The sequence below is a fragment of the Citricoccus alkalitolerans genome, from assembly GCF_039528175.1.
GTDB classification, from domain to species: domain Bacteria; phylum Actinomycetota; class Actinomycetes; order Actinomycetales; family Micrococcaceae; genus Citricoccus; species Citricoccus alkalitolerans.
On sequence record NZ_BAAALH010000001.1, the window covers coordinates 231,095 to 253,744 of the forward strand.

A 22,650-nucleotide genomic window follows, 5' to 3' on the forward strand; every position below is an offset into this window, starting at 1 on the left:
CCATGGCACGGATCCTCCTGGTGGCCGCCAGCGGCCTGGCGCGCGAGACGCTGGCCTCCATCCGGTCCTCGGGCCGAGACACGGTGGTGGGCTTCCTCGATGACGATGAGGCACTGCACGGCACCGTGCTGGACGGTGTCCCGGTGCTCGGGGGCCTCCACGAGGCGCCCCGGCACCGGGAGAAGTTGCTCCTCTGCGCCGGCCAGGGCCGCAGCCGCGCCGCCATCGAGGCCCGGTTGGCCGGGCTGGGCGTGGAGGAGGCGCGCTATGCCATCCATGTACATCCTTCGGTGGTGATCGGCGGGGGCAGCCGGATCGGATCGGGGTCCATCCTCCTGGCCGGCTGCGTGTTGACCAGTGATGTCATCCTGGGCCGCCACGCGGTGCTGATGCCGCGCACCGTACTCACGCATGATGACGTCCTCGGGGACCACGTCACCTGTGCGGCCGGCACCACGCTGGCCGGCCGGGTGCACGTGGGCTCCCGGGCCTACCTCGGCATGCAGGTCTCCGTCCGGCAGGACGTCCGGGTGGGGCAGGACACCGTCATCGGGATGGGGGCTGTGGTGCTGCAGGACGTGCCGGACGCCCAGACCTGGGCGGGAAACCCAGCCGGCCCGCTCCGCAGAACGGAACCGGCCGGCGTCGTGGGCCAGAGCCCCGGCACCCACGCCAGGCTTCGCACCGTGAAAGGAACCGCATCATGAGGGTTCTGATCTGCCCCCACCAGCTTGGCATGGGGGGAAGCCAGCTGAGCGCGATCGAGATGGCCTCGGCCATGCGGCACTACGGTCACCAGCCGATGGTCTATTCCGCCCCCGGCATCCTCACGGAGCTCCTGCGGGACACCGGCCTCGAATGGGCCGAGGCCCCCGCCCCGGACGCTCCCGGACTGGGATGGTCCCGCCGGCTGGAGGAGACCGTCCGGCAGCACCGTATCGACCTGATCCACGCCTATGAGTGGCGGCCCTGCCTGCGGGCGGCCTTCGGCGCCGGACGGCAAGTCCCCCTGCTGATGTCCGTGATGTCCATGGACGTGCCGCGGTTCCTGCCCACGCACGTGCCCCTCGTCGTCGGGACGCCGGAACTCCAGCAGCGGATGCTGAACCAGGGCCGCCGGGCCCACCTGCTGGAACCGCCCGTGGACATGGACCGGTACCGGACCACGGACATCGCTGCAGCCCGCGCCCGGTTCGGTATCCCGGACGGCGCCCTGGTGATCTCGATCGTCTCGATGCTCACCACGGCCCTCGAGAAGCTCCAAGGCGTGCTGGAGGCTATCCGTGTGGTGGACCGGATGGCGGCAACCCGGCCCGTCCGGCTGCTGATCGCGGGTGACGGGGAAGGGCTGCAGGCCGTCCAGAGACGGGCAACCGCCGTCAACGCCCACCACGGCTGGACCGTGGTGCAGCCGGTGGGCTTCCAGCTGGACGCCGCCCCGGCCTATGAGGCAGCGGACATCGTGCTGGGCATGGGGTCCTCCGCCATCAAGGGACTGGCCCACGCCAAGCCGCTCGTGGTCCATGGCGAGGCCGGTTTCTGGCGGACCCTGGACGAGACCACCGCGGCAGGCTTTCTGCACAGCGGCTGGTACGGCCGGGGCGGGGCCGGCATCCGCGACCTGGCGGGGGCACTGGAGTCCCTGGCGGAGTCGTCCACGTTGCGCCGGCAGCTGGGCGCCTTCGGTCGGGACCTCGTGGCCACCCGCTATGACCTGGACCGATCTGCCGACCACCTGGCCGCCCTCTACGTGGACACGGCCCTGGGCCGGGCGCCCCGAGCGGCCGTGGCCCGGTCCCTCGCACGTTCCGCCGCCACCAGCGCGCGGTACTTCACCTCCATGCGCTTCGGGTCCGTGGTGGACCGAGAACAGTGGGCCCGGGAAGGAGCCATCGCATGACCATCTTCACACCGCCGACGGCGGCCACCCAGCAGACCTCCCAGGCTGCCCAGGTCACCCGAATGGAGGCCGATGCACCGGACTCGGTTCCCTTCGTGGACCTCGGCGCCCAGCAGCGTGAGATCGATGCCGAGGTCCAGGCCGGTCTGCGCCGCGTCTTCGACACGACCGCCTTCATCGGCGGGCCGGACGTTCAGGCCTTCGAAGCCGAATACGCCGCCTACATCGAGGTCTCCGACTGCGTGGGCGTCGGCAACGGCACGGACGCCCTCGAGCTGGCGCTGCGGGCCGCCGGGGTGCAGCCCGGAGGAGAGGTCATCCTCCCGGCGAACACCTTCATCGCCACCGCGGAGGCCGTCAGTCGGATCGGCGCCGTGCCCGTGCTGGTGGACGTGGACCCCCAGTACCTTCTGATCGACCCCGAGGCGGCGCTCGCCGCCATGACGGCTCACACCCAGGCCGTCATGCCGGTCCACCTCTACGGCCAGACGGCGTTCGTCGAACGGATCCGTCCGCAGGCCGAGCGGGCCGGCGTCGCGGTCATCGAGGACGCGGCCCAATCCCAGGGGGCGTTCCGGCACGGTCGGATGGCCGGCAGTCTGGGTCTAGCGGCCGGCACCAGCTTCTACCCGGGAAAGAACCTCGGTGCCGCGGGGGATGCCGGCGCCGTGATGACCAACGACCCCGAGCTCGCGGCCCGCGTGCGGGTGCTGGGCGAGCACGGCAGCCCATCAAAGTACCGGCACAGCACGGTCGGCATGAACTCGCGGCTGGACACGGTCCAGGCCGTGGTGCTGCGGGCCAAGCTGGCCCGGCTGGATCGGTGGAACGAGGGCCGCCGGACCGCTGCGGCCCGGTACGCGGAACTGCTGCGGCCCCTGGCGGAGGCCGGCGACGTGTGGTTGCCCACCGCAGCCCAGGGCAACCACCACGTGTGGCACCTCTACACCGTTCAGCTCGAGAACCGAGACGCCGTGCTGGAGGCCTTGCGCGCCGCGGGGATCGGGGCCGGGGTGCACTACCCCGTTCCCGTACACCTCACCGGTGCCTACGAGCACCTGGGCCTGGCCCAGGGTGCCTTTCCCGTCACGGAGGCCGCGGCGGATCGGCTGCTCTCCTTGCCGATCTTCCCCCACATCACGGCGGAGCAGCAGGAACGGGTCGTGACGACCCTGGACGGGGCCATCGGCCGAAGCCGATTGATATCCGTGGCGACGCCGTGAGGATCATCGTCTGCCCGCATGACATGGGCATGGGGGGCAGTCAGCTCAATGCCCTTGACCTGGCGGCTGCGGTCCGGGATCGCGGCCATCACGTCATGCTGTACGCGGCACCCGGGCCCCTGATGGACCGGGCACACGTCCTGGGCCTGGACCTGACCCTGTCCAACACCGGTTTGCGCCTTTCGACAGGCTGGGCGGCCGGGCTGGTGCGGCTGGCGCGTTCGTGGCGGGCAGACGTGGTGCACACCTATGAGTGGGCTCCGTCCATCGGGGCATCCTTTGGGGCCCACGGCCTCTTCGGCGTCCCGCAGGTCATGACGGTGCTGTCCATGGAGGTTCCGCGGTTCCTGCCGCGGCACCTGGACCTGGTCGTCGGGACGCGGCAACTGTGGTCTGCCGCCGATGAGCACCCCCACCGGCACCTGATGGAACCGCCCATCGACACCGTCGCCAATACACCCTCGGACCCGTGGCCCGCCCGGCAGGTCTTCGGGATCTCTCCGGAGGATCTGGTGATCTCCCTGGTCGGGCGGATGACCACCGACCTGGACAAGTCCGGTGGCGTCATCGCGGCCATCGCCGCCGTGGATCGCCTGGCGGCACGGGAGCCCGCTGTCCTGCTGGTCGCCGGTGACGGGCCGGAGCTGCCACGCATCCGGGCAGTGGCCAACCAGGTCAACACCCGGCACGGTCGCCGCGTGGTCCTGACCCCGGGCAGCCTCCCGGACCCGACCCCGGCCTATGCCGCGGCGGACATCGTGCTCGGCATGGGCAGCTCAGTCCTGCGCGGCATGGCCTTCGCGAAGCCGGCCATCGTGCTCGGGGCCGACGGCTACTGCGAGCCGGTCACAGCCCAGACACTGGGCGCCTTCGACTGGCAGGGCTTCTACGGCATCGGCGATGGAGGGGAGTACCCACTGTTGGCTCCCCTGACCGAGCTCGCCCGTGATGCCGCCGAGCGACGCCGCCGCGGCGAGTGGTCCCGCTCTGTGGTGGACGACCATTACAGCCTGCGCCGGTCCGCACTGCTCCTCGACAACATCTACGGCAACGCCCGGGAACGCCGCAGCGGTGTGGCCGGCCGGACGGCCTCGCTGGCCCGCTCGGCCGCCGGGCTCGGATCCTTCCTGGCCGGTCGGATCCTGGACGGGAGCGCCGCGGCATGAGCATCCGGACCGTGCGGGCCACCGGCATGCGGGGGCACCACGCTACGACGGAGGTCCACACCACCGTCAGCGCCGGCATCCGGCGCGGGCTTGCCTGGAGCACCGTCAGCAGCATGGTGCTCCGCCTGGGGACCTTCTCAGTGGGCATCTTCCTGGCCCGGATGTTCACGCCGGAGCAGTTCGGGCTGTATGCCGTGGTGCTGACGGTGCAGACGGTGATGATGACCCTGGCAGACTTCGGGCTGAGCTCGGACCTGATCCGCTCCGCCAACCACCGGGCCAAGGCACCCACCGTGGCCACCATGGCAGTGCTCATCTCGGCGGTCCTCACCGGGGCCATGGCCGCCGGGTCAAGCTGGCTGGCGGAGGTGCTGGGCGCACCCGGAACGGGGCCGGTCCTCGCGGTGATGTCGCTGACCCTGTTGATCGCCGGTATCGGTGTGGTCCCCTATGCCACCCTGCAGAGGACCTTCCGGCAGAAGCAGGTCTTCGTCATCGCGGTGGCTGACTTCGTGGTCGGTACCGTCCTGCTGGTGGCCCTGGTGCTCGGCGGCTGGGGAGTCATGGCCCTCGCGGTGTCCCGCGTGGTCGCCCAACTCGTGGCCGTCATCCTGCAATTCGTCTTGTCGGGGGAACGCCCCCGCTTTGGCTTCAACCGGTCCCTCGCCAAGGGCGTCTGGCTCTTCGGACTGCCGGTGGCCGGGGCCAACCTGTTGTCCTGGGTGCTGCTGGGGGCGGACAAGGTCCTCGTCTCCTCCCTGGCCGGTGCCACCGTGCTCGGGTTCTATTTCCTGGCGTTCAACATCTCCAACTGGCCGATGAGCGTGCTCGGCCAGGTCGTCCGCTCGGTCTCCCTGCCGGCCTTCTCGCGAGTCGCCTCCGGCCCGAAGGACCGCTCGCTGGCCACAGCGCTGGCCCCCGTGTGGGCCCTCTCGGTGTTGGTGGCCAGCATGCTGGTGTTCCTGGCGGGGCCGGTCATCGAGTTGGTCTACGGAACCCGCTGGTTGGCCGCGACGCCACTGTTGATGGTGCTGGCCGCCTTCGGCGCGCTGCGCACGGTCCTGGACTTGTCCACCTCCTACCTGCTGGCCCGCGGCGAGTCCGGCCGGGTGCTGCGATTGCAGGTCGCCTGGATGGTGGTGCTGCTGCCATTGCTGGTGGCAGGCACCCTCACCGGCAGCGGCATCGGTGCCGCCGTGGCCCATGTGGTGTCCAGCATCGTCCTGCTCGCGCTGTACGCCCGCTCCCTCGTCGTGGTCGGGGTGGACATCACCGCCGTCTGGGCCGTGTTCTGGCCGCCGCTCCTGGCGATCATCCCGGCCGCCCTCGCCACCTGGCTCGTCACACTCGCCGGCCCGAATCCATTCGTGGATCTGCTGGTCGGAGGAATCGCCGGCACCGTCGTCTACGGAACGGTCCTGTACCGGTGGATGCGGCAACGGCTCTCTGAAGCGCGGCTCCTGGGAGCGGACGAGGTCCTCGAGGAGGAGCCTGACACCACCGTCCCCACCGTCCCCACCGTCCGGCCGGTCAACGCGAGGATCACCGATCCTGCCGTCCAGCATCCTTCAACCACATCGGAGGCCACCTCTTGAGCACTGCGACCGCCGTGATCTACCACCGCACACTGACCCTGCCCACCCACCGGAACGCCGTTGCCCTCCCCGGTGCCGGCCGCCCCCTCTCCGGCCCTGCCGAGAACACCACCGCCTTCGGAACGGCGATGGACAGGACGGGGACCGTGGTGGCCAGCGGCACCGGCGCGTCCGTGCCGCTGGCCACTGTCACCGTGGTGATCCCCTGCTTCAACTACGGCCGATTCCTGCACGGAGCCATCACCAGCGTGCTGTCTCAGGAGGAGGTCGAGGTGGACGTGGTGGTCGTGGACGACTGCTCCACGGACGACAGCATCCAGGTCGCCGAGGGTCTCGCCGCTGCCGACGAGCGTGTCCGGGTGGTGCGTCATGCGGAGAACCGGGGCGCCGTACAGACCTTCAATGACGGCTTGGCTGAGGCGAGGGGCGAGTTCCTCGTGCGGCTGGACGCTGACGACCTGCTGACCCCGGGTTCGCTGGCCCGGGCCGTCCGCCTGGCCCGCCGGTTTCCCTCCGTGGGTCTGGTGTACGGCCATCCGGTGCACTTCATGGACGGGCAGCGGCTGCCGCCGGCCCGGGACCGGGCCACCTCGTGGACCGTGTGGCCCGGAGCCAGCTGGGTGCAGGAGCGTTGTGCGGACGGTCGCAATGTCATCACCTCGGCCGAGGTGTTGATGCGCCGCTCCGTGGTGGACCGTGTGGGAGGCCAACGGGACCTGGCCCACACCCATGACATGGAGATGTGGCTTCGGCTGGCCTCGTTCAGTGACGTCGGGTACGTCCACGGGGCGGACCAGGCGTGGCATCGGGATCACCAGGCCAGTCTTTCCGCCCGTGAGGTGGACATCGCCGTGGACCTGGCAGAACGGCGGCTGGCCTTCAGCACGCTGTTCTCGGGGGCAGCCGGCAGCCTCCCCTGGGCCGCGGAGGCGTGCCGGACGGTGAGGGACCGGTTGGACCGGGAAACCCTGGAATCGCTCTCACACGAGGTGGACGCCAACGGTGGGAGCTCTCCGGTGTTCGCCCGTCTGCTCGAACTGGAGCTGACACCCACCCGCCGGAACCTGACCTCGCGTGATCGCATCCTGCGCCGTGCCGCACGCTCCCGCGGTCCGGCTGACCGCGCGATGTCCCTAAGTCGCCGAGCCGCCGCCCGGTTCCGGCGGGAACGGGAGTTCCGTACCTGGCACCAGAACGGGGTGTACTTCAGATGAGCACGAGCACGGTCATCAGGACCCTGGGCGAACGGATCCAGCGTGACGGCTGGGCCGGCGCAGCGCGGTCTGCCTCCCGGAAGGCCGCCGAACTCGCCGGCCATCGTCTGGCCTGGGACGAGCCCTCGCTACCCTTGGCTGCCAAGGACATCCACGACGCCGGCCCGGTCCCCGCCCAGCCGGGACGCACGGTGGACCGGTTGCGCGTGGGGATCGTCTGCTTCCCTCCCAGCGCCGGTTCCGGCGGGCACACGACCCTGTTCCGGATGGTCCGCGCCCTCGAGGAACGAGGACACCACTGCACCCTGGTGTTCTACGATCCCCTGGCGGGGGATGTGGACCGCCACCAGCCGGTGATCCGCCGTGCCTGGCCGGACCTGGAAGCGGACATCGCCAGTGTGGACGACGGCTTCGGCAGCTACGACGCCGTGGTGGCCAGCTCCTGGGAGACCGCCCACGTGGTCGCCAGCAGGAACCGGACCGCGATCGGCTTCTACTTCATCCAGGACTACGAGCCCTTCTTCTTCCCCCACGGGTATCTGTACGACCTGGCGGAGTCCAGCTACGCCCTCGGCCTGCAAAACATCGCATTGGGCGGCATGGTGGCCACCGAGATGCGCCGCCAGCGGGGCCTGGAACCGGACCTGCTGGTGCCGTTCGGATGCGACACCGCCACCTACCGTTTGGTGGAGTCTCCAGAACCCCGGCACGGCATCGTCTACTACGCCAAGAGGACCGTGGACCGGCGGGGCTATCTGCTGGCCAAGGAGACCTTGGAGCGCTTCCATCGGCTGTGCCCGGACCAGCCGATCCACATCGTGGGGGACAGAGTGCGGGGCTGGGACATCCCCGTGGAGCAACACGGATCCGTTCCGCCCGCCGCACTGAACCAGTTGTACAACCGCACGACCGCCTCCCTGGCCATGTCCTTCACCAACGTTTCCCTGGTTCCCGGCGAACTGCTGGCCGCCGGCAACGTCCCGGTCCTCAACGACCTGCCCGGGCCCCGCCTTGACCTAAACTCTCCGGACGCCGTGTGGGTTCCAGGACGTCCGGACGCCCTGGCCTCAGCCCTCGCCGACGTGGTGCGAGCGGACGCTGCGAGCATCGCCAGTCGCGCTCGGCGCCTTGCCCTTCGGCCGCGACCGTCCTGGGCGGTGGCCCAGTCGATGACCGCGGATTTCATCGAGGACACGGTACGGTGCGGCACCGTCCCGAAGCCCGGCGAGTACCGCCCGCCTCCAGCGCCTGCCCCGAGCCTGAGTGATCGGGCAGGGCTCCGTACCCCTGGAAGGGAGATCTCATGACCACCATGGCCGTCATCACCCCCTCATACCGTCCGGACCTGGCCGGATTCCGCAGACTGCACGCCTCGGTCCGCCGCTATACGGACGCCAGCGTGAAGCACCACGTGATCGTCCCCGGGCGGGACGCACACCTATACCAGGACATCGGCAGCGATCGTCTCGTGGTCTGGACCTATCAGGACGTGTTGCCCGCCGGTGTGACCCCCACCGACCGGCTCGCCCAGGGGACGAAGAGGGTCCCCGGCCTGCCGGCGTCGTTCAACTGTGCCGCCATCAACTGGCGACGGCCCTGGAAGCCGGTGCGGGGCTGGGTGCTGCAGCAGATCGTCAAGATGTGCCTGGTCGATCACGTGGAGGCAGACGTCTTCGTCAACATCGACTCGGATGTCGTCCTGGTCCGGCGGCTCGGGCCGGAACACGTTGTCCAGGACGGGACCGTCCGCCTCTATACCCTGGAGAACTCCATCGGCCCGGAGATGCGGCACTACCGATGGGCTGAGACCGCCCACGAACTGCTGGGGCTTCCCTGGACCCGCGAGGAGAGCTACCCGGACCACATCGCCGGCCTGGTGTCCTGGGATCCTCGACTGCTGCGCGCCTGCCTGGACCGGGTCGAAGAGGTGTCCGGGACTACCTGGGCCCAGGCGATCGCGGAACAACTCCAGTTCAGCGAGGACTTCCTCTACGGCACCTACGTACGCGCCTTCGGCTCCGAGCAGGATCTGCGCTTCCAGCGGGACACCACCCTGTGTCACAGCTACTGGGAAACGGAGGCCATGTCTGCTGACCAGGTGGAGCGCTTCGTCGCAGGCTTCCGGGACGAGGACCGCGCCGTCCATATCCAGTCCAATACGGAGACAGACGACCAGGTCTTCCGTGCAGTCGTCGAGCGACTGAGCGGGGCATCACCACGATGACCACGCTCAGCACGGCCCCGGCACCGCCCGGCCATCTGGCAGCTCGCCCCACGGGCGGGCCCCTGGTGCTGCGATGGACGATGTTCCTGGTGGTGGGATTCCCCGCCTATCTGGTCCTGGAACCGGTGGGGGCCTCTGGTGGGGTGGCCCAGCTGCTGGCGCTCTGCCTGATGGGCCTCTGGCTGTCATCGGCGGTGTTCGGACGATTCTCCCTCTGGGAGTTCCGGCATCCGGCTCGCGTGGGCATGATGGTCTGGCTCCTGGTCTCGCTGCTGAGCTACGCCTCGTTGATGGCGGGAATGAGCGGAACCTCGACGGTGGTGGAACGGGCATCTGCTGACCGATGGCTGCTGTTGTTGGTGGCCGGGATCGGCCTGACCCTGTCCGTCACCCAGTGCCTGCTGACCCGCGAGGACGTTCGGAGGGCAGTCGGTTGGATGCTGGCCGGGGCCAGCGTGTCCGGCTTGGTGGCGGCGTTGCAGTTCACGACTCTGACGAATCCCGTCGACTGGATTGCCACGTTCCTGCCGGGCTTCCAGGACAACGGGTCCGGCACGCCATTCCAGCCCCGCGGGGCTTTCACCCGGGTGGCCGGCATGACCATGCATCCCATCGAACTGGGCGTGGTGAGCAGCATGCTGCTACCCCTGTCGATTTGGTGGGGCCTGTTCTCCACATGGTCCAAGGCCTGGCGGCGGTGGGTCCCGGCCGCCATGCTGGCGATCTGTTGCGTCGCCACCGTCTCCCGATCGGCCATGCTGGGCCTCGTCGTCAGCGCTGCGGTGATGATCCCGTACCTTCCCCGGACCGCGCGACGGTGGGCCATGGTGGCCGCCCCGACGTTCCTGATCGTGTTGTTCGTGGCCATCCCGGGGATGGTGTCCACCCTCTTCGGCACCGCCACCGCGGGCAGTTCGGACCCGTCCATCACGGCCAGGACCGATGACTACCCACTGGCGTGGACGCTGTTGGTCCAGCAGCCGGTCTTCGGCTACGGGCCCGGAACCTGGATGCCCGTCAATGCCATGGACATTTTTGACAACGAATACCTCTTCACAGCCGTCACCATGGGCGTCGTGGGACTGGCCGGACTGGTGATCTACCTGCTGGTGCCCGCGCTGGCGTCGATGCTGGCGGCCCGATACGCCCCGGACCCCGAACTGCGGCTGCTGGCAGGGAGCGTTGCCGCTGCCATGTTCGTGGCCCTTGTCTCCTCGGCTGCGTTCGATTCGATGTCCTTCAAGACCTTTGCCCTCCTGGTGCCGATCTTCGTCGGCCTGGCGGGCACAGTCTGGCTTCTCGTCCTGCAACACCGCAATCAGACCCCGGGGATCGAGCGATCCACTGGAAACCACAGCAATCCGCAAGAAATACGGAGGTAGACCATGGATCCGCTGATAGTTCTCAAGACCATGTGGACGCACAAATGGGTCACCATCCCCCTGGTGCTGATCACGGTTTTGGCCTGCGCCTACGGAATGCTGTGGGCTCCACGGAGTTATGAATCCAGGGCTACCTTCGCGCTGGCCATGCCGTCAGTGCCCAGCGAGGAACAGCTGCAGGATGATCCGGAGCTCGCGGCCAAGAACGCGGACAATCCGTACCTGCGGTGGCGGGACACCTCTCTGCTGGCCCAGGTGGTGATCGCCCGGGTGAACTCCACCGCGGTGGGTGAGAAGCTCGAGGAACGGGGCCTGGCCTCCGAATTCGAGTTGATGCCTCCAGACGGTACCTCCTCCGGCATGATGAACCTGACCGTGGAGGGGGCAACACCCGAAGTGGCCACGGAGACCGTGGCATTCCTGAGCGAGGAGTTCACCCAGATCATGCGTGAGGTGCAGAAGATCAACGAGGCCGATGACTTGTACCTGATCGAGGCGCTGCCCATCAGCGGCCCCACACCGGCGCAGGAGGTGTTCTCCAGTCGACTCCGGTTCACCGCGATCCTGGGCGTTGCCGGGATGGTGCTCCTGTTCGGGGCGGTCTCGCTGGCGGAGTCGATTGCGGCGAGCCGCCGCCGGACTCGTTCTGCCCCGGCCGACTCGGCTGCGGACCGTCATGAGTTCCTGCCCGACGGCCCGATCATTGATGCCGTCCCGGGCTACCGCTCTCCCCGGGAGGACCGAGTCCTGGCGGACGCCATCTCGGTTCCGCACAGTGTCAGCCGCTAGGCGAGCAGAGCGCCAGGGAGCGTGGTCGTGACCGTGTGGCACGCTGGGAGACGGATGAGGGCCATGGCCACGGCGATGGCCCTCATCCTCGTGGTCTCGGCGTGCCTTCCCGCCGGATCTGAACCGGATACCGGGTCCAGTGCTGCCCGCGGTCCGCATCTTCCGGAGGGTGTCTTGCTGGAGGAGCCCGATGGTGGCACCGACTTCTTCACGGGGTTTGAGAACGGGCTGCCGTCCGGACCGGAGTATGTCCCGATCGGCTTGTGGCTTGGATCCGTGACCTCCTCCGAGGAAGCGCTCCAGGAACGGCGGCTTGGACTGAACCTGTACGTGGACCTGTCCGTGGATTCCGGATTGGGATTTCTGGGTGAGGGCCAGTACGCGCTGACCTCGTGGCCCGATCCGGCTGCTAGGGGGGCCGTTCTGGGGGATGAAGTGGACATGTGGGCGGGCCCTGGCCACGGGGCGTGGACTGGAGACTTTCCCGGCCAGGGCGAGATATGCGCCGTTCCGGGAACCGACTGCGGATACTCGGTGCAGGACGATCTGGCGGCGAACGTTCCCCCACACGCCATGACCTACTCCAACCTCGGCAAGGGCGTGACGTTCTGGCAGACGGATGCGGAGGCTGCCGGGTTCGTCAACGGAGCCCATGATGTAGTGTCCGCGGACAACTACTGGTTCACGGACCCGAACATCTGTGGTGCCCAGGAGGGTGGGACCATGCTGGCGGAGCCCCGGGACCTGACTGATGCGCAGTGCCGCCTGCCCGCCAATTACGGGTGGACGGTGGACCGGGTCCGGTCCCTCGTGGATCCGCACGGTTCGAAGCCGGTCTGGGCGTTCGTGGAAGTGGGGCAGCCCTGGGATCTCGGCACACTGGACCCGCCTGAGGTGGCCCAGATCCGTGCAGCGGTCTGGTCCAGTCTGGTCCATGGAGCCCGGGGCATCGTGTACTTCGGCCACAGCTTCGGTGGGCCGTGTCCGAGCTTCCACGTGTTGCGCGACTGTGGTGACGATCTCGCCGAGGGGATCGCGGAGATCAACGCCGGTGTGACGGACCTGGCCCCGGTGCTCAACTCTCCCTCCCTGACGGGCGCACTCACCGTGGAGGGTGCTGCTGACGCCGTGGTGAAGGCGCACGAGGGTGACCTCTACGTCCTGGCCACCGCAGCCTCACCGGCACCGGGGGAGGTGTCTTTCCGCCTGGACTGTGTTCGAGCCCCAGGTGGGGAGGATGGTGGTGCCGCACCTGTGCCTGAAGCCGCACCCGTGCCTGAAGGGGCCACCGTGGTGGGGGAGGGCCGGACCGTTCCCGTGCACTCGGGCAGTTTCACCGATACCTTCGCCGACGGCAACGCCGTCCATCTCTACCGGTTCACCGGCAACGACTGTGGACTGTGACGGCCTCCCTCAGCGTGGCAGTCCTTCAGGGCGCCGGCTGCTGTCGTCGCGTTCCCAGACGATGGGCGCGGATGAGGCACCGGCGCGCGGCTCACGGAGCCGCACCAACCGTGGTGTGGCAGCCAAGCCGGAGTACGAGAGGGCATCGACCGCGCTGCGGGGGCCTCTGATGGACCGGAACAGTTCCCAGGCCGTTGACGAGGCGGAGGAGGCGGCCGAATCAGCCGGCATGTCAGGGGTGCGCTCGCCTGCCGTCTCCTGCGGAACGGGTCCGGCGGCATCCGAGGGGAACGGCATTACCTGGGGCGCTGCGTCCGCCGGTGCCGGAGCAGAACGCTGTTCTGCCGGGCCCCTGATGTTGCGCGTCAGGACATTGAGCAGTGACCTGGTCTCACGGGGGGTCTGGACGGGGACCGGGGGCGTGGGGACGATGACCTTCTCCTCGTCAGAGAAGAGTCGGTCCACGAAATAGTCGTCGGCGGTGACGTCCGGGAAGGAGCCAAGGCGCTCGTGCCCCTCGCGGGACAGGGCGAAGACACCGGCACCCCACAAGGCCTGCTGGGTGCTCGGCAGGCGGCGCCGGGCGCGGTAATAGGCCCGCACCGGCCAGGTGGCCCCCGAATCGTCGTAGCGGAAGGCCGGGCGTGCGGCCATCACTGGTGACTCGGACAGAACCTCCAGCACGCGGCGCAGGGCGGTGGGGCTGAGGACGGTGTCTGCGTCCAGGTAGACCCGAGGCCACTGGGTGGCCACTCTGTCTCCGGCATTGAGAGCGGCCGTCTTCGAGGCCACCGGCGCCTCGATGACCTGGACCCCGGGCACGGCGGCCGCCAGCGTAGCCGTGTCGTCCGTGCATCCGTTGCACACCACGATCACTTCCACCCGACCCGTCCGTAGCACCGGTTCAAGGGAGTTGAGGGTCCGTCCAATGACGGCGGCCTCATTGTGGGCCGGGATGATGACGGAACCGGTGGGGAATCCACCGAGGACCTTGGCCGGGTAACGGGTGGCTGACGGCCCGGGCAGGGCGTCCCACAAGGCCTCGTCCGCTACGATCGCCAAGGTCCTGCGGTGGTCTCGGTTGAAGGAGCGCAGCATCTCGTGGAGGACCACACCGCAGCGGAATACCTCGGCCGTGACGTCGGTGTGGTGTTTCCGGATGTAGCGGACCCGATTGACGGCCATCAGGGCCTGCAGCTGCGCGGAGGAGCCGGAGCCATTCTCGGCATGGGCCACGGTGGCCGCTGGTTCGTACCAGATCCGGGCACCGGACTCCCGTGCGCGGCGGAAGTAGTCGGTCTCCTCGGAGTAGAGGAAGAATCGTTCATCCCATGCGCCGATCCGGCGGTCGACGTCCGCCCTCGTCATGACGGCGGCCCCGGTGGCCCAATCGATCTCATGGCCGAACTGATAGCTCTCGGGTGCGGCGTCCTGTTCGGCCAGCACCGCGGGACGCTGCGGCCAGTGGCCACCGAAGAGAGCATCGCCGAAGACTGAGCTCAGGCTCGGCTCACGGCGGAGGGACGGCTTAAGGTTCCCCTCCCCGTCCACCATGCGGGGGACTACGACGTCGGCTTCACCCGAGCGCAGCACGTCCAGCATCTCCGAGATGGCACCGGGGAGGATCTCAAGGTCCGGATTCAGCACCAGGATCGCTTCGGCGTCTCCAGCCTTTCGCCGAGCGGCGTTGACTCCGGCCGCATAGCCGAGATTGCCCCCTGTCTGGACCTGCAGGATGTCCGGGTGCAGGTTGAGTTCAGCGAGGGTGCCGTCCGTTGAGTCGTTGTCCGCTATGACCACCCGAATCCGGAGTGCACGGGCTTCTTGGCGGAGGCTGGAGATGAGGGCACGCAGGTGGTCCTCGTTGTTGTAGGTCACCACGAGGACGGCGACGTCCACCGGACGGCCCAAGGCCGAGAATTGTCCGGGTCTCCCGTGGCTGGGTACGGCAGGCTGTGTTGGATCGTGGCCGGTCCCGCTGGGGGGATGCGGCCGGCGGGGGGAACGGATCGGACCGGTATCGGCAGGCGGTGGCGAGACAGCGGAGACGGCCGGCAACAGGCTGCTGTGGCGCCGCAGCTGGACCAGTCCAGGCGGGTCGTCCAGGAGGTAGCGCTTGGCCAGCCGGCGTGGTTCCCGGGCCAGGCGCCAGGCCCATTCCATGCCGTGGTCGCTCGCCACAGCGGGAGCCCGTTGGATCGCGTCGGCCAGGAAATCGACCACGGCACCGAAGGCCAGCAGGACTGAGGCTCCGGTGGCGGGCCCGTACTGGGAGATCCAGAGTTCCTGGCGAGGCTTGCCCAGCCCGACGATCAGTAACTCGGGAGCCGCCGCGGCGATGTCCTCGGCCAGCTTCAGGGAGGACTGCTCGTCCGCCAGTTCACTGCGGTCCGGTGACCACATCCCGGCGATCACGAGCCCCGGCCGGGTCGCGATGAGCCGACGGGACAGGAGGCGCTGGATGAGATAGGACCCACCCAGAAAGCCCACTGACAGGCCTGCCTTCTCGGCTGCGTCCAGCAACGGACCCACGAGGTCGCTGCCGGCCAAGCGAGGCCAGGAAGAACCCGTGAGCCGGTCAGCCTGGGTTACCAGGGGTGCACCGTCCAACAGGGTCAGCCACTCCAGGGGACGAGACTGTCCGTCGGCGTCGGTGTGGGTCGGGCGCAGGGAATCACCCAGGGTGCGGCGCCAGCGGCCACCGTGCCCGAATTGGACGATGTGGTCCAGATTGGCCGAGATGACGGCCAGCGGGTTGCTGTCGGCCGGCCGGTGGACGAGGGCATCGATGGCTGCCCGCTCGTCCATCAGGTCGACGACGATGCCGGCCAGGTCTACGCGGGGATGCGAGGGGATCATGGTGTGTTCCTTCGGGAGGCCCGGCTACGGGCCATCTGGACGAGTCGGAAGGTCAGGACTCCGGCGAAGGCACCGGTGGCATTGCAGAGGAGGTCACGGAAGGTAGCCGAGCGTTCCGTGAGGAGGAACAACTGGGCCAATTCGATCCCCGCTGACAGCAGGACGGCCAGGAGCCACACCACGAGATCCGGCATACCCGATCGGGAGGTCCTCGGCATGCGGGTGCGGCGGCCCCAGAGGCCAGCGAACAGGAAACCGATGGGAACGAAGAGCAGGACATTGGCCGCTGCCTCGAGGTGACCGAACCGTATCTCGGAGAGCCATCGGGTTTCGCCGAGCCAATGCAGGAGGGCATCGGCGACCTGGGGAATGCCCTGGTCTCCGAGGCGTGCCGATAGGACGAGGGCGGTCAACGGAACCAGATAGGCGAGCAGGATCCAACCGGCCCACCTTCGGCGCTCCGGGCGTGCCTCGGCCTCCCGGTTGGGCTGCCTCGTGGCGGGAGAGCGCCCCGGACCCGCCGCGGACGACACTTCATTCATTACTGTCACGATTTACTCCCGGACGGTACGCATGCCCCAACCGCGATTCGGGGTGGGATACGTCATCGGTCTCCAGCCGGAGGATAGGTCGGATGCCGGACGTTGGGGTTCAGCGTAGGAAGCCGGCCGGCGGTGTACAACGCCACAACGGGAGCCTGGGGAGGAAGTGAGGGGGAAACGAGTAGCCGGCGCCAGCGCCCACGTGGAGGGCCGGAACCATGCATGCATGGACCACCCGATCGTCGTGGACCTCACCCCCGAATGCAGGCATGCATCTCGCTGTGTGGCCGAGTCGGGCGGTCATAGTCTGGCTCTGAATCCACTCGTCGAAGCCACCGCCGGGACTATGGGAACCTGCAGGACTTCAAGATCACCGTGGACGGTGAACCGCTGACCGCGATCGACCGCAACGTGTGGGGCGTGAGCTTCGCCGACGGTGATCTCTTCTTCGCCACGGTGGCCTCGGGTGGAAGGACCTGGCTCATGGAGGGGGACCTCGAGGCGCGGACCATGACCTCCGTGGCGACAGACGCCGAATGATCCTCGGTGTCCCCTGACGGCAGCCGGGTGGCGTTCAAGGTCCGCCGGGACTCCGGCGGGGACTCCAGCGGGGGCTTGGCTGGCGGATCCGGCGTGCACTGGGACGTCGCCGTACTGGACCTGGCTTCGGGTGAACGGACCGTGATCGGGCTCGGGCGCGGGATCGACGACCAGCTGGAGTGGCTGGACGAGGACACTCTCCTCAACGGCCTGCCCCGCGAGGACGCCGGCTGGGATGCGGGGACGCAATCCCTCCATGCTCCGTTCACGTTGCACTCCTACCGTGTGCCTATGACAAGCCGAGCGCGACCGATGACCCAACGCATGTGATGGTCCATTGCCATTGGCTATGTCCTGTGCTGGATCGTAGGACTCATCATCGGGGGGGCGGCGCTCTCAACCGACGCTGACGCTGCGGACGTGAACGCCGAATTCGGCGGGTCCCTGCCGTATCTCACCGTCGCGGTGCTCGTGCACGGCATCGCTGCCGTCGTCTGGGAGTTCATCCCCCGCATTGACGGTGTCAAGATGCTCGTTCTCGCCGGACTCATCGCCGTCGTGCAGCGTGGTAACCTCCCTCGGCGCGTCGCCTTGACGGCCCTCTCGGCTGGTGCCTGCCTTGCGCTGTTGCTTTCCGGGATCGGCTATCTCGCTTTGAATCCGCTCCTGATGGAATCGGCCGCAGCGTCGCTCCCACTTCTGTTGATCTGGGCTCTCGTTGCCACTGCCGGACCAGTCGCAGGCGATCTCGATGCCGGTGAATCGGGCCGAAGCCAGGTCTCCGGTGAATGCATCCGCGGTCCGGAGGTGGAGCACCGATGTGTAGACCCGGTCGGCGGAATCGCGGCTGTATCACCCTCGACCCAGTACAGGCGGTCGGCGTCGTGTCGGCTACGAGCGAACGCAAGCATGGTCGGACTCGGGTCGAGCCGCATGACCAACGTCCCCGGTCAGTACAACTAGGTCAGCAGGCCCGTGCCGCAACCCAGGTCGACGATCGAGCTGGCGTCCGGCAGGTCGGCCAGCGCCCGGTAAAACGCGTGATCCGGCAAAAGGGCCCAGGAGGCCGTTCAAGGTCCCCTGGGCCCGTGCAGGGACTCAGTAGTTGGCCGGCGGGTCAGATGCGGGGAACGACTCCTCGACCTGTTCGTCCAACTCCTGCTCCGTCTGCGGGCCGGTCGTGGACCGGTCACCTTCAGTGGATCGGTTCTCGTCGCGGCGCTCCTCCTCGGAAGCAACCGGGTCGAGTGGATCAGTGCTCATCATGTCCTCCTGGAAAGTGGTCGGGTCTTCAGTCTGCACTAGTCGGAAGTGCTTCATGGTGGGGCTGGCCGGTTGAGCGGCGCCTCTCTTTCATCTCCGCCTCGTGCAGGTGGCGCCTACCCCCGGCCAACTCGCTCCTGGCCTGCTGTTCCACGTCTTTGAACGCGGAGTAGTAGTGGTCGTCGTAGTCCTCGACGATCTGAAACGTCCACCGGCCGTGGATGACATTGCGGCCGATGATGTCCTGCTCGACCCGCTGGGCGACGTCTGCATGGCCGGCGGTGCGGAGCAGACTCACGGCCTCATCCAGCGCAAGGTCCGCGGTCCCCGTCAGCCGGTGGAATCCGTAGAGCAGGCCACGGGCGTGCTCCACAACCTCCAATGCCTCAGAGAGTTTGCCGAGGGCCTCGACAGTCGCGTCACTGACGCCTGGTGGACGCCGGTGCTTCGCGTCGGGGCCGCCGGGTGACGGGCGATGATCTCCAGCGTGATCGGACATGACGCCATCATGGCAAGGATCGCCCCGCAATTTCACGTGTTGGGGAACAGTCGTCCCCATTCACGCACGGTCTGGTCGAAGAGCGCCACGGGGTCCGAGTCCACCCCGTCGTATTCGTCCCGGGCAGAGGACTGCCACGCGACGCGCCAGGATGCCGTCACGACCTCCGCCAGCAGGAGGATCTGTGCCAGTGCCAGACCACGGCATGGGTGCCGATCCGGACTTCGGGTTCCATGCCAGCCGTCGGCCGGATGAAGGCATGGGAGGGCTCACGAATACGGTGATCCGCGCGGAAAACAAGTACCGCTGCACACCGTATACGTGGGGACGCGAGTAGAGGGTTGTGCAGATCACGTGATTGCCGGTCAGCCCCTAGACCACAGTAGGGGTGCGGCACTCTGGGAAGGCCTGGTGGCCCGACCTAGTCTGGCATCAGAGCAGGAACCCCCGGGTCTTCCGGGCCCCGGTGCGTAACAGTACCCAGCGGCTGGAGGACACTGCTTGACCGTCCGTCTCAACCGTCCAGGAGTCCTCATGAACGTCCGCCGATGGGCCACCGGCGCCGCCGTCCTGGTGATCCTGGCCATGCTGGCCGTCCTGATCGTCCACTTCGCCAATCCATCCCAACCGGTAGCGGCTGACGACTACAAAGGGCATCCGGCGTCGTCGACGCCGACCACGCAGGCCCCAACGGCGCCCGCCGGAACCGACGATGCCGCAGGTAGTACCGGCGCGGACGGGTCGGCGGGCCAAGGTGTGGCGGGAGCCGGCACGGACCGGAGCACGGCCTCCGGGGCCTCCTCCATGGCCTCCCAGGATGCCGTGGGCGAGGATCCTGCCGCTCCGGGTGACCGCCCCACGTGGAACCCTGCGGCCGACGCCCCGGAGGGCGCGGACCAGGAACCCAAGGTGCCCAACGGCCTCGGGACCGAGCCGTACCGGCTGCCCGATTCCGCGGAACGGCAACCGGCCCTGACCGAGGTTCCCGATGCCGCGGCGGCCGAGCACGAACTCGTGGCAGGATTCCCCGAGCATGCGGTTCCGGTCCCCAACGACGTCGACATCCAGTCCTCCTCCGTGGCCACCCAAGGCCAGCGTGTCTTCGTCGGCGTGAACGCACTCAGCAGCGCCAACCCGGAGGCTGTCCTCGACTACTACGTCCGGCATTGCGAATCGCTCGCGTGGCCGACCGACCGTCCCACGTTGGACGACGGAACACCGCAGGTCCAGTGTGGTTTCGGCCCGGATGTGCTGACCGTCACCGCATCGTTGTCGTCCACCGGCAGGGTGGACCTGTCAGTATCCGGCTCCTTCGAAGTCCGATAGTCGGTGGCATCCAACTGGCCACCCGATGCCGGCCACCTCACGCAGGGTCCACCAGCACACGCGCTGACACGCACCACAACGCCACGCACCAGAAACTGAGGGGACGGAATGTACATTTCTCTGGCCGGATTCCGGGGTCCTGACCAATCTCCGGCCGACGGGGTCGATGCCGCCGAGAGCGCCTTGAGCGAAGAGCCCGTGACGCCGGGATCGGACACGGGACCTTCGGATCCCGCCATACGCCGGAAGGTGGCCTTCCGGGTTGCCCCCACCGTCGTGGCCCTCGGCATGGTCAGTCTGCTGACGGACGTGTCCTCCGAGTCCGTGGCAGCCGTCCTGCCGCTCTATGTCACCGGCGCACTCGGGCTGTCCATGGTGGCCTACGGATTCCTCGAGGGCCTGCACCAGGGCGTGAGCGCGGTGGTGAGGATCGCCGCCGGCTACGCCGCGGACCGGACGGACAAGCCCAAGGCCATCGCGGTGACCGGCTATGGGCTGTCCATGTTGACGAGAGTAGGCCTGCTGTTCGTGCAGGGCTTCGCGGGGATCGCCGTCCTGGTCGGGATCGACCGGGTCGGCAAGGGCATCCGCACCGCCCCTCGTGACGCCATGATCCAGGAGGTCTCCCAACCTGAGCACCTGGCCCGCTCCTTCGGAGTTCACCGCATGCTGGACACCATCGGTGCCACCATCGGGCCGTTGCTGGCCTTCGTGGTGCTGTTGCTGGTCCCGGAGGGCTATCGCGTGGTCTTCGCCGTCTCCCTCGCCGCCGCCCTGATCGGCGTGGCGGCACTGATCCTCTTCGTCCCCAACGTCCGGTTCAGAAGAACCACCACCACCCGAATCACGACGCCGGCTGCACCAGTCCCGGCGGCCGCGGAGAACTCGCCGGTAGTCCGGCCCCGCACGCTACCGTCCCGCGCACCCCGGCGCCCGCGCTGGCGCACCCTGGACGGTCCCCTCAAGCGGCTCCTGGTGGCCGCGGGCGCATTGGGCCTGCTCACCGTGGGAGACGGGTTCATCTACCTGGCCATCATGTCCCACGGTCACCTCGATCCGCTGTGGTTCCCCCTGCTGTTCGTCGGCACCAACGCCGTCTTCCTGCTGCTGGCCATCCCGGTGGGCAGGATCGCTGATCGAACCTCGCGCGCCGCGGTCCTGATCGGCGGGCACCTGTTCCTGGCCGGCGCCTACCTCGCGGCGGCGATGGGCGGGAGTTGGATCGCACTCGGGCTGGCGCTGCTGATGCTGGGGATCTTCTATGCGGCCACGGACGGAGTCCTCGCCGCGCTCGCCGGTCAGCTGTCCCCAGAGGGCAGGACTGCCACGGGTATCGGGGCCGCCCAGACCGTCGTCGCTGTCACCCGGCTTGTGGCTTCCACCGCTTTCGGGGCGCTGTGGGTGCTGTTCGGTGCCGTGCCCACCATGGCGGGCGCCGCCGTCGTGCTGGTGTTGGTGCTGCCGCTGGCGTGGTGGCTGGTGGTCCGGAAGTGAGTGCGCTGTCCACTCGATCCAAGTGGCTCGTCCTGACGGGCGTGGCGACCGTGTCCATCGGAGTGGCCGGTGTCTACGGGGTCCAGGCCCTGCAGGACCACGAGCACCGGACCACCGGTTCCTCGGCGGCCGACGTCTCGGCCGAACTGCCCACCGGCCCGCACATCACCTTCCGCAATACCGCGTCGGGTGAGGGATACGGCATGGTGTCTTCCGTGGCCTTGTCCGATCCGGACGGACCACGCCAGGTCAGCGGCCAGGCCTGCGATCGCGTGGACGTGGCGGGGGAGTACCTGTCCTGCCTGCGGACCCTGCGCGGGATTCCCACCACGTTCGAGACCCAGGTCTACGACTATGGCCAGAACCTCGGCGGCAACCCGGTCGCCACCTGGCCGCTCGCCGGAATTCCCAGCCGTACCCGGGTCTCCGACGACGGACTGGTCGCCACCACCGCGTTCGTCACCGGGCACTCCTACGCGGCGGATTCCTTCTCTACCGACACCACCGTCAGGGGAGTCAAGGGCTCGGACGGTCAGGACTACGGGAACCTTCAGGACTTCGACATCACCGTGGACGGCAAACCACTGGTGGCCATCGATCGCAATGTCTGGGGCATGACCTTCGCCGGCGGCAACCGCTTCTACGCCACCGTGGCCTCCGGTGGGACCACCTGGCTCATGGAGGGCGACCTCGAGAAGAGGACCATGGCGTCGTTGGCGACCAACGCGGAGTGTCCCTCAGTTTCCCCGGACGGGCGCACGGTGGCCTTTAAGGTCCGCCGTGGGAACGACGGGGACATGATCGGTTCCAGCAGCGTGCACTGGGACGTCGCCTTCATGGATGTGGCCAGCGGCGAGCGGACCGTCATTGAGCTCGACCGCGGCATCGACGACCAACTGGAATGGTTGGACGAGGACACGCTCCTGTACGGCCTGCCCCGCGAGGACGCCAACTGGGATGCAGACGTTTTCCGGTTGGACGCCGAGGCGATGGCCGAACCCGAGTTGTTCATCGAGCACGCCTGGTCGCCGTCCGTCGTGAACGACTGAGCTCCTGGCCGTTGCGAACCACCAGGCAACGTCCGGGAGATGTGAGACCCCCGGGAAGAAAAGTTTGGACAAAGGTCCACTACCGGACGCTGTCGACCGCATCTTAAGCTCAAAGGGCCCCATGAGACGGTGCACACGGATCGGACGGTGGAACTAGCCCGGGGGGATACGGGCCCGCCAA

General features: G+C 68.2%; 22 protein-coding genes. 17 read left to right on the plus strand and 5 right to left on the minus strand.

Translation table 11 applies throughout. The annotated features are described in order from the left end of the window. Positions 1 to 2: 2 nt before the first annotated feature. From ABD134_RS01035 to ABD134_RS01085, 11 genes are all read left to right on the plus strand, one after another. Positions 3 to 707, plus strand: a complete 705-nt coding sequence (locus ABD134_RS01035; protein WP_344225894.1) for a NeuD/PglB/VioB family sugar acetyltransferase — start codon at positions 3 to 5, stop codon at positions 705 to 707. Then, the gene (locus tag ABD134_RS01040; RefSeq protein ID WP_344225896.1) at positions 704 to 1,900 is read left to right on the plus strand and encodes a glycosyltransferase family 4 protein; all 1,197 of its coding nucleotides are present in this window, start codon (positions 704 to 706) and stop codon (positions 1,898 to 1,900) included. The genes ABD134_RS01035 and ABD134_RS01040 overlap by 4 nt, the downstream gene beginning before the upstream one ends. Then, a complete protein-coding gene (locus ABD134_RS01045) occupies positions 1,897 to 3,123 on the plus strand; it encodes a DegT/DnrJ/EryC1/StrS family aminotransferase (protein WP_344225898.1) in 1,227 nt (408 codons plus the stop codon). The genes ABD134_RS01040 and ABD134_RS01045 overlap by 4 nt, the downstream gene beginning before the upstream one ends. After that, positions 3,120 to 4,289 (plus strand): glycosyltransferase, encoded by a 1,170-nt coding sequence (locus tag ABD134_RS01050; RefSeq protein ID WP_344225900.1) that lies wholly within the window; start codon positions 3,120 to 3,122, stop codon positions 4,287 to 4,289. Before ABD134_RS01045 ends, ABD134_RS01050 begins: the two co-directional genes overlap by 4 nt. Beyond that, positions 4,286 to 5,884, plus strand: a complete 1,599-nt coding sequence (locus ABD134_RS01055) for a lipopolysaccharide biosynthesis protein (protein ID WP_344225902.1) — start codon at positions 4,286 to 4,288, stop codon at positions 5,882 to 5,884. Before ABD134_RS01050 ends, ABD134_RS01055 begins: the two co-directional genes overlap by 4 nt. Next, positions 5,881 to 7,098, plus strand: coding sequence for a glycosyltransferase family 2 protein (locus ABD134_RS01060; RefSeq protein ID WP_344225904.1), 1,218 nt, complete (start codon positions 5,881 to 5,883; stop codon positions 7,096 to 7,098). Before ABD134_RS01055 ends, ABD134_RS01060 begins: the two co-directional genes overlap by 4 nt. Beyond that, on the plus strand, positions 7,095 to 8,405 hold the full coding sequence (locus ABD134_RS01065; RefSeq protein ID WP_344225906.1) for a CgeB family protein: 1,311 nt from the start codon (positions 7,095 to 7,097) through the stop codon (positions 8,403 to 8,405). The genes ABD134_RS01060 and ABD134_RS01065 overlap by 4 nt, the downstream gene beginning before the upstream one ends. Next, positions 8,402 to 9,322 carry a DUF6492 family protein gene (locus ABD134_RS01070; protein WP_344225908.1) on the plus strand — a complete coding sequence of 307 codons (921 nt, stop codon included), beginning with the start codon at positions 8,402 to 8,404 and terminating at the stop codon, positions 9,320 to 9,322. The genes ABD134_RS01065 and ABD134_RS01070 overlap by 4 nt, the downstream gene beginning before the upstream one ends. Further along, positions 9,319 to 10,704 (plus strand): O-antigen ligase family protein, encoded by a 1,386-nt coding sequence (locus ABD134_RS01075; RefSeq protein ID WP_344225910.1) that lies wholly within the window; start codon positions 9,319 to 9,321, stop codon positions 10,702 to 10,704. Before ABD134_RS01070 ends, ABD134_RS01075 begins: the two co-directional genes overlap by 4 nt. 3 nt (positions 10,705 to 10,707) lie before the next feature. After that, positions 10,708 to 11,493: a YveK family protein gene (locus ABD134_RS01080; RefSeq protein WP_344225912.1), complete on the plus strand. Its 786-nt coding sequence runs from the start codon at positions 10,708 to 10,710 to the stop codon at positions 11,491 to 11,493. Positions 11,494 to 11,556: 63 nt separating this feature from the next. Continuing rightward, on the plus strand, positions 11,557 to 12,897 hold the full coding sequence (locus tag ABD134_RS01085) for a hypothetical protein (protein ID WP_344225914.1): 1,341 nt from the start codon (positions 11,557 to 11,559) through the stop codon (positions 12,895 to 12,897). Positions 12,898 to 12,906: 9 nt separating this feature from the next. Here ABD134_RS01085 and ABD134_RS01090 read toward each other — a convergent pair whose 3' ends face one another. Continuing rightward, on the minus strand, positions 12,907 to 15,756 hold the full coding sequence (locus ABD134_RS01090; protein ID WP_344225916.1) for a WecB/TagA/CpsF family glycosyltransferase: 2,850 nt from the start codon (positions 15,754 to 15,756) through the stop codon (positions 12,907 to 12,909). Further along, on the minus strand, positions 15,753 to 16,298 hold the full coding sequence (locus ABD134_RS01095) for a VanZ family protein (protein ID WP_344225918.1): 546 nt from the start codon (positions 16,296 to 16,298) through the stop codon (positions 15,753 to 15,755). Before ABD134_RS01095 ends, ABD134_RS01090 begins: the two co-directional genes overlap by 4 nt. Before the next feature lie 375 nt (positions 16,299 to 16,673). Here ABD134_RS01095 and ABD134_RS01100 point away from each other — a divergent pair, with 375 nt between their 5' ends. The 3 genes from ABD134_RS01100 (at position 16,674) to ABD134_RS01110 (ending at position 17,801) form a co-directional block, all read left to right on the plus strand. Continuing rightward, the gene (locus ABD134_RS01100) at positions 16,674 to 16,838 is read left to right on the plus strand and encodes a hypothetical protein (protein WP_344225920.1); all 165 of its coding nucleotides are present in this window, start codon (positions 16,674 to 16,676) and stop codon (positions 16,836 to 16,838) included. 6 nt (positions 16,839 to 16,844) lie between these two features. Then, positions 16,845 to 17,168: a hypothetical protein gene (locus ABD134_RS01105; RefSeq protein ID WP_344225922.1), complete on the plus strand. Its 324-nt coding sequence runs from the start codon at positions 16,845 to 16,847 to the stop codon at positions 17,166 to 17,168. Positions 17,169 to 17,258: 90 nt separating this feature from the next. Beyond that, positions 17,259 to 17,801, plus strand: a complete 543-nt coding sequence (locus ABD134_RS01110) for a hypothetical protein (RefSeq protein ID WP_344225924.1) — start codon at positions 17,259 to 17,261, stop codon at positions 17,799 to 17,801. Positions 17,802 to 17,936: 135 nt separating this feature from the next. Here the strand turns inward: ABD134_RS01110 and ABD134_RS01115 are convergent, their stop codons facing one another. From ABD134_RS01115 to ABD134_RS01125, 3 genes are read right to left on the minus strand one after another with little or no spacing between them, the layout of a single operon-like run. Further along, positions 17,937 to 18,101: a hypothetical protein gene (locus tag ABD134_RS01115; protein WP_344225926.1), complete on the minus strand. Its 165-nt coding sequence runs from the start codon at positions 18,099 to 18,101 to the stop codon at positions 17,937 to 17,939. Between the two features lie 28 nt (positions 18,102 to 18,129). Continuing rightward, the gene (locus ABD134_RS01120; protein ID WP_344225928.1) at positions 18,130 to 18,600 is read right to left on the minus strand and encodes a hypothetical protein; all 471 of its coding nucleotides are present in this window, start codon (positions 18,598 to 18,600) and stop codon (positions 18,130 to 18,132) included. 32 nt (positions 18,601 to 18,632) lie between these two features. After that, positions 18,633 to 18,761 (minus strand): hypothetical protein, encoded by a 129-nt coding sequence (locus ABD134_RS01125; RefSeq protein WP_344225930.1) that lies wholly within the window; start codon positions 18,759 to 18,761, stop codon positions 18,633 to 18,635. A 373-nt stretch (positions 18,762 to 19,134) separates the two neighbouring features. On the opposite strand from ABD134_RS01125, the gene ABD134_RS01130 reads away from it, so the two are divergent. The 3 genes from ABD134_RS01130 (at position 19,135) to ABD134_RS01140 (ending at position 22,469) form a co-directional block, all read left to right on the plus strand. Next, a complete protein-coding gene (locus tag ABD134_RS01130; protein ID WP_344225932.1) occupies positions 19,135 to 19,926 on the plus strand; it encodes a hypothetical protein in 792 nt (263 codons plus the stop codon). Positions 19,927 to 20,034: 108 nt separating this feature from the next. Then, positions 20,035 to 21,420, plus strand: a complete 1,386-nt coding sequence (locus ABD134_RS01135; protein WP_344225934.1) for an MFS transporter — start codon at positions 20,035 to 20,037, stop codon at positions 21,418 to 21,420. Then, on the plus strand, positions 21,417 to 22,469 hold the full coding sequence (locus ABD134_RS01140) for a hypothetical protein (protein WP_344225936.1): 1,053 nt from the start codon (positions 21,417 to 21,419) through the stop codon (positions 22,467 to 22,469). The genes ABD134_RS01135 and ABD134_RS01140 overlap by 4 nt, the downstream gene beginning before the upstream one ends. The last annotated feature ends 181 nt before the right edge of the window (positions 22,470 to 22,650 follow it).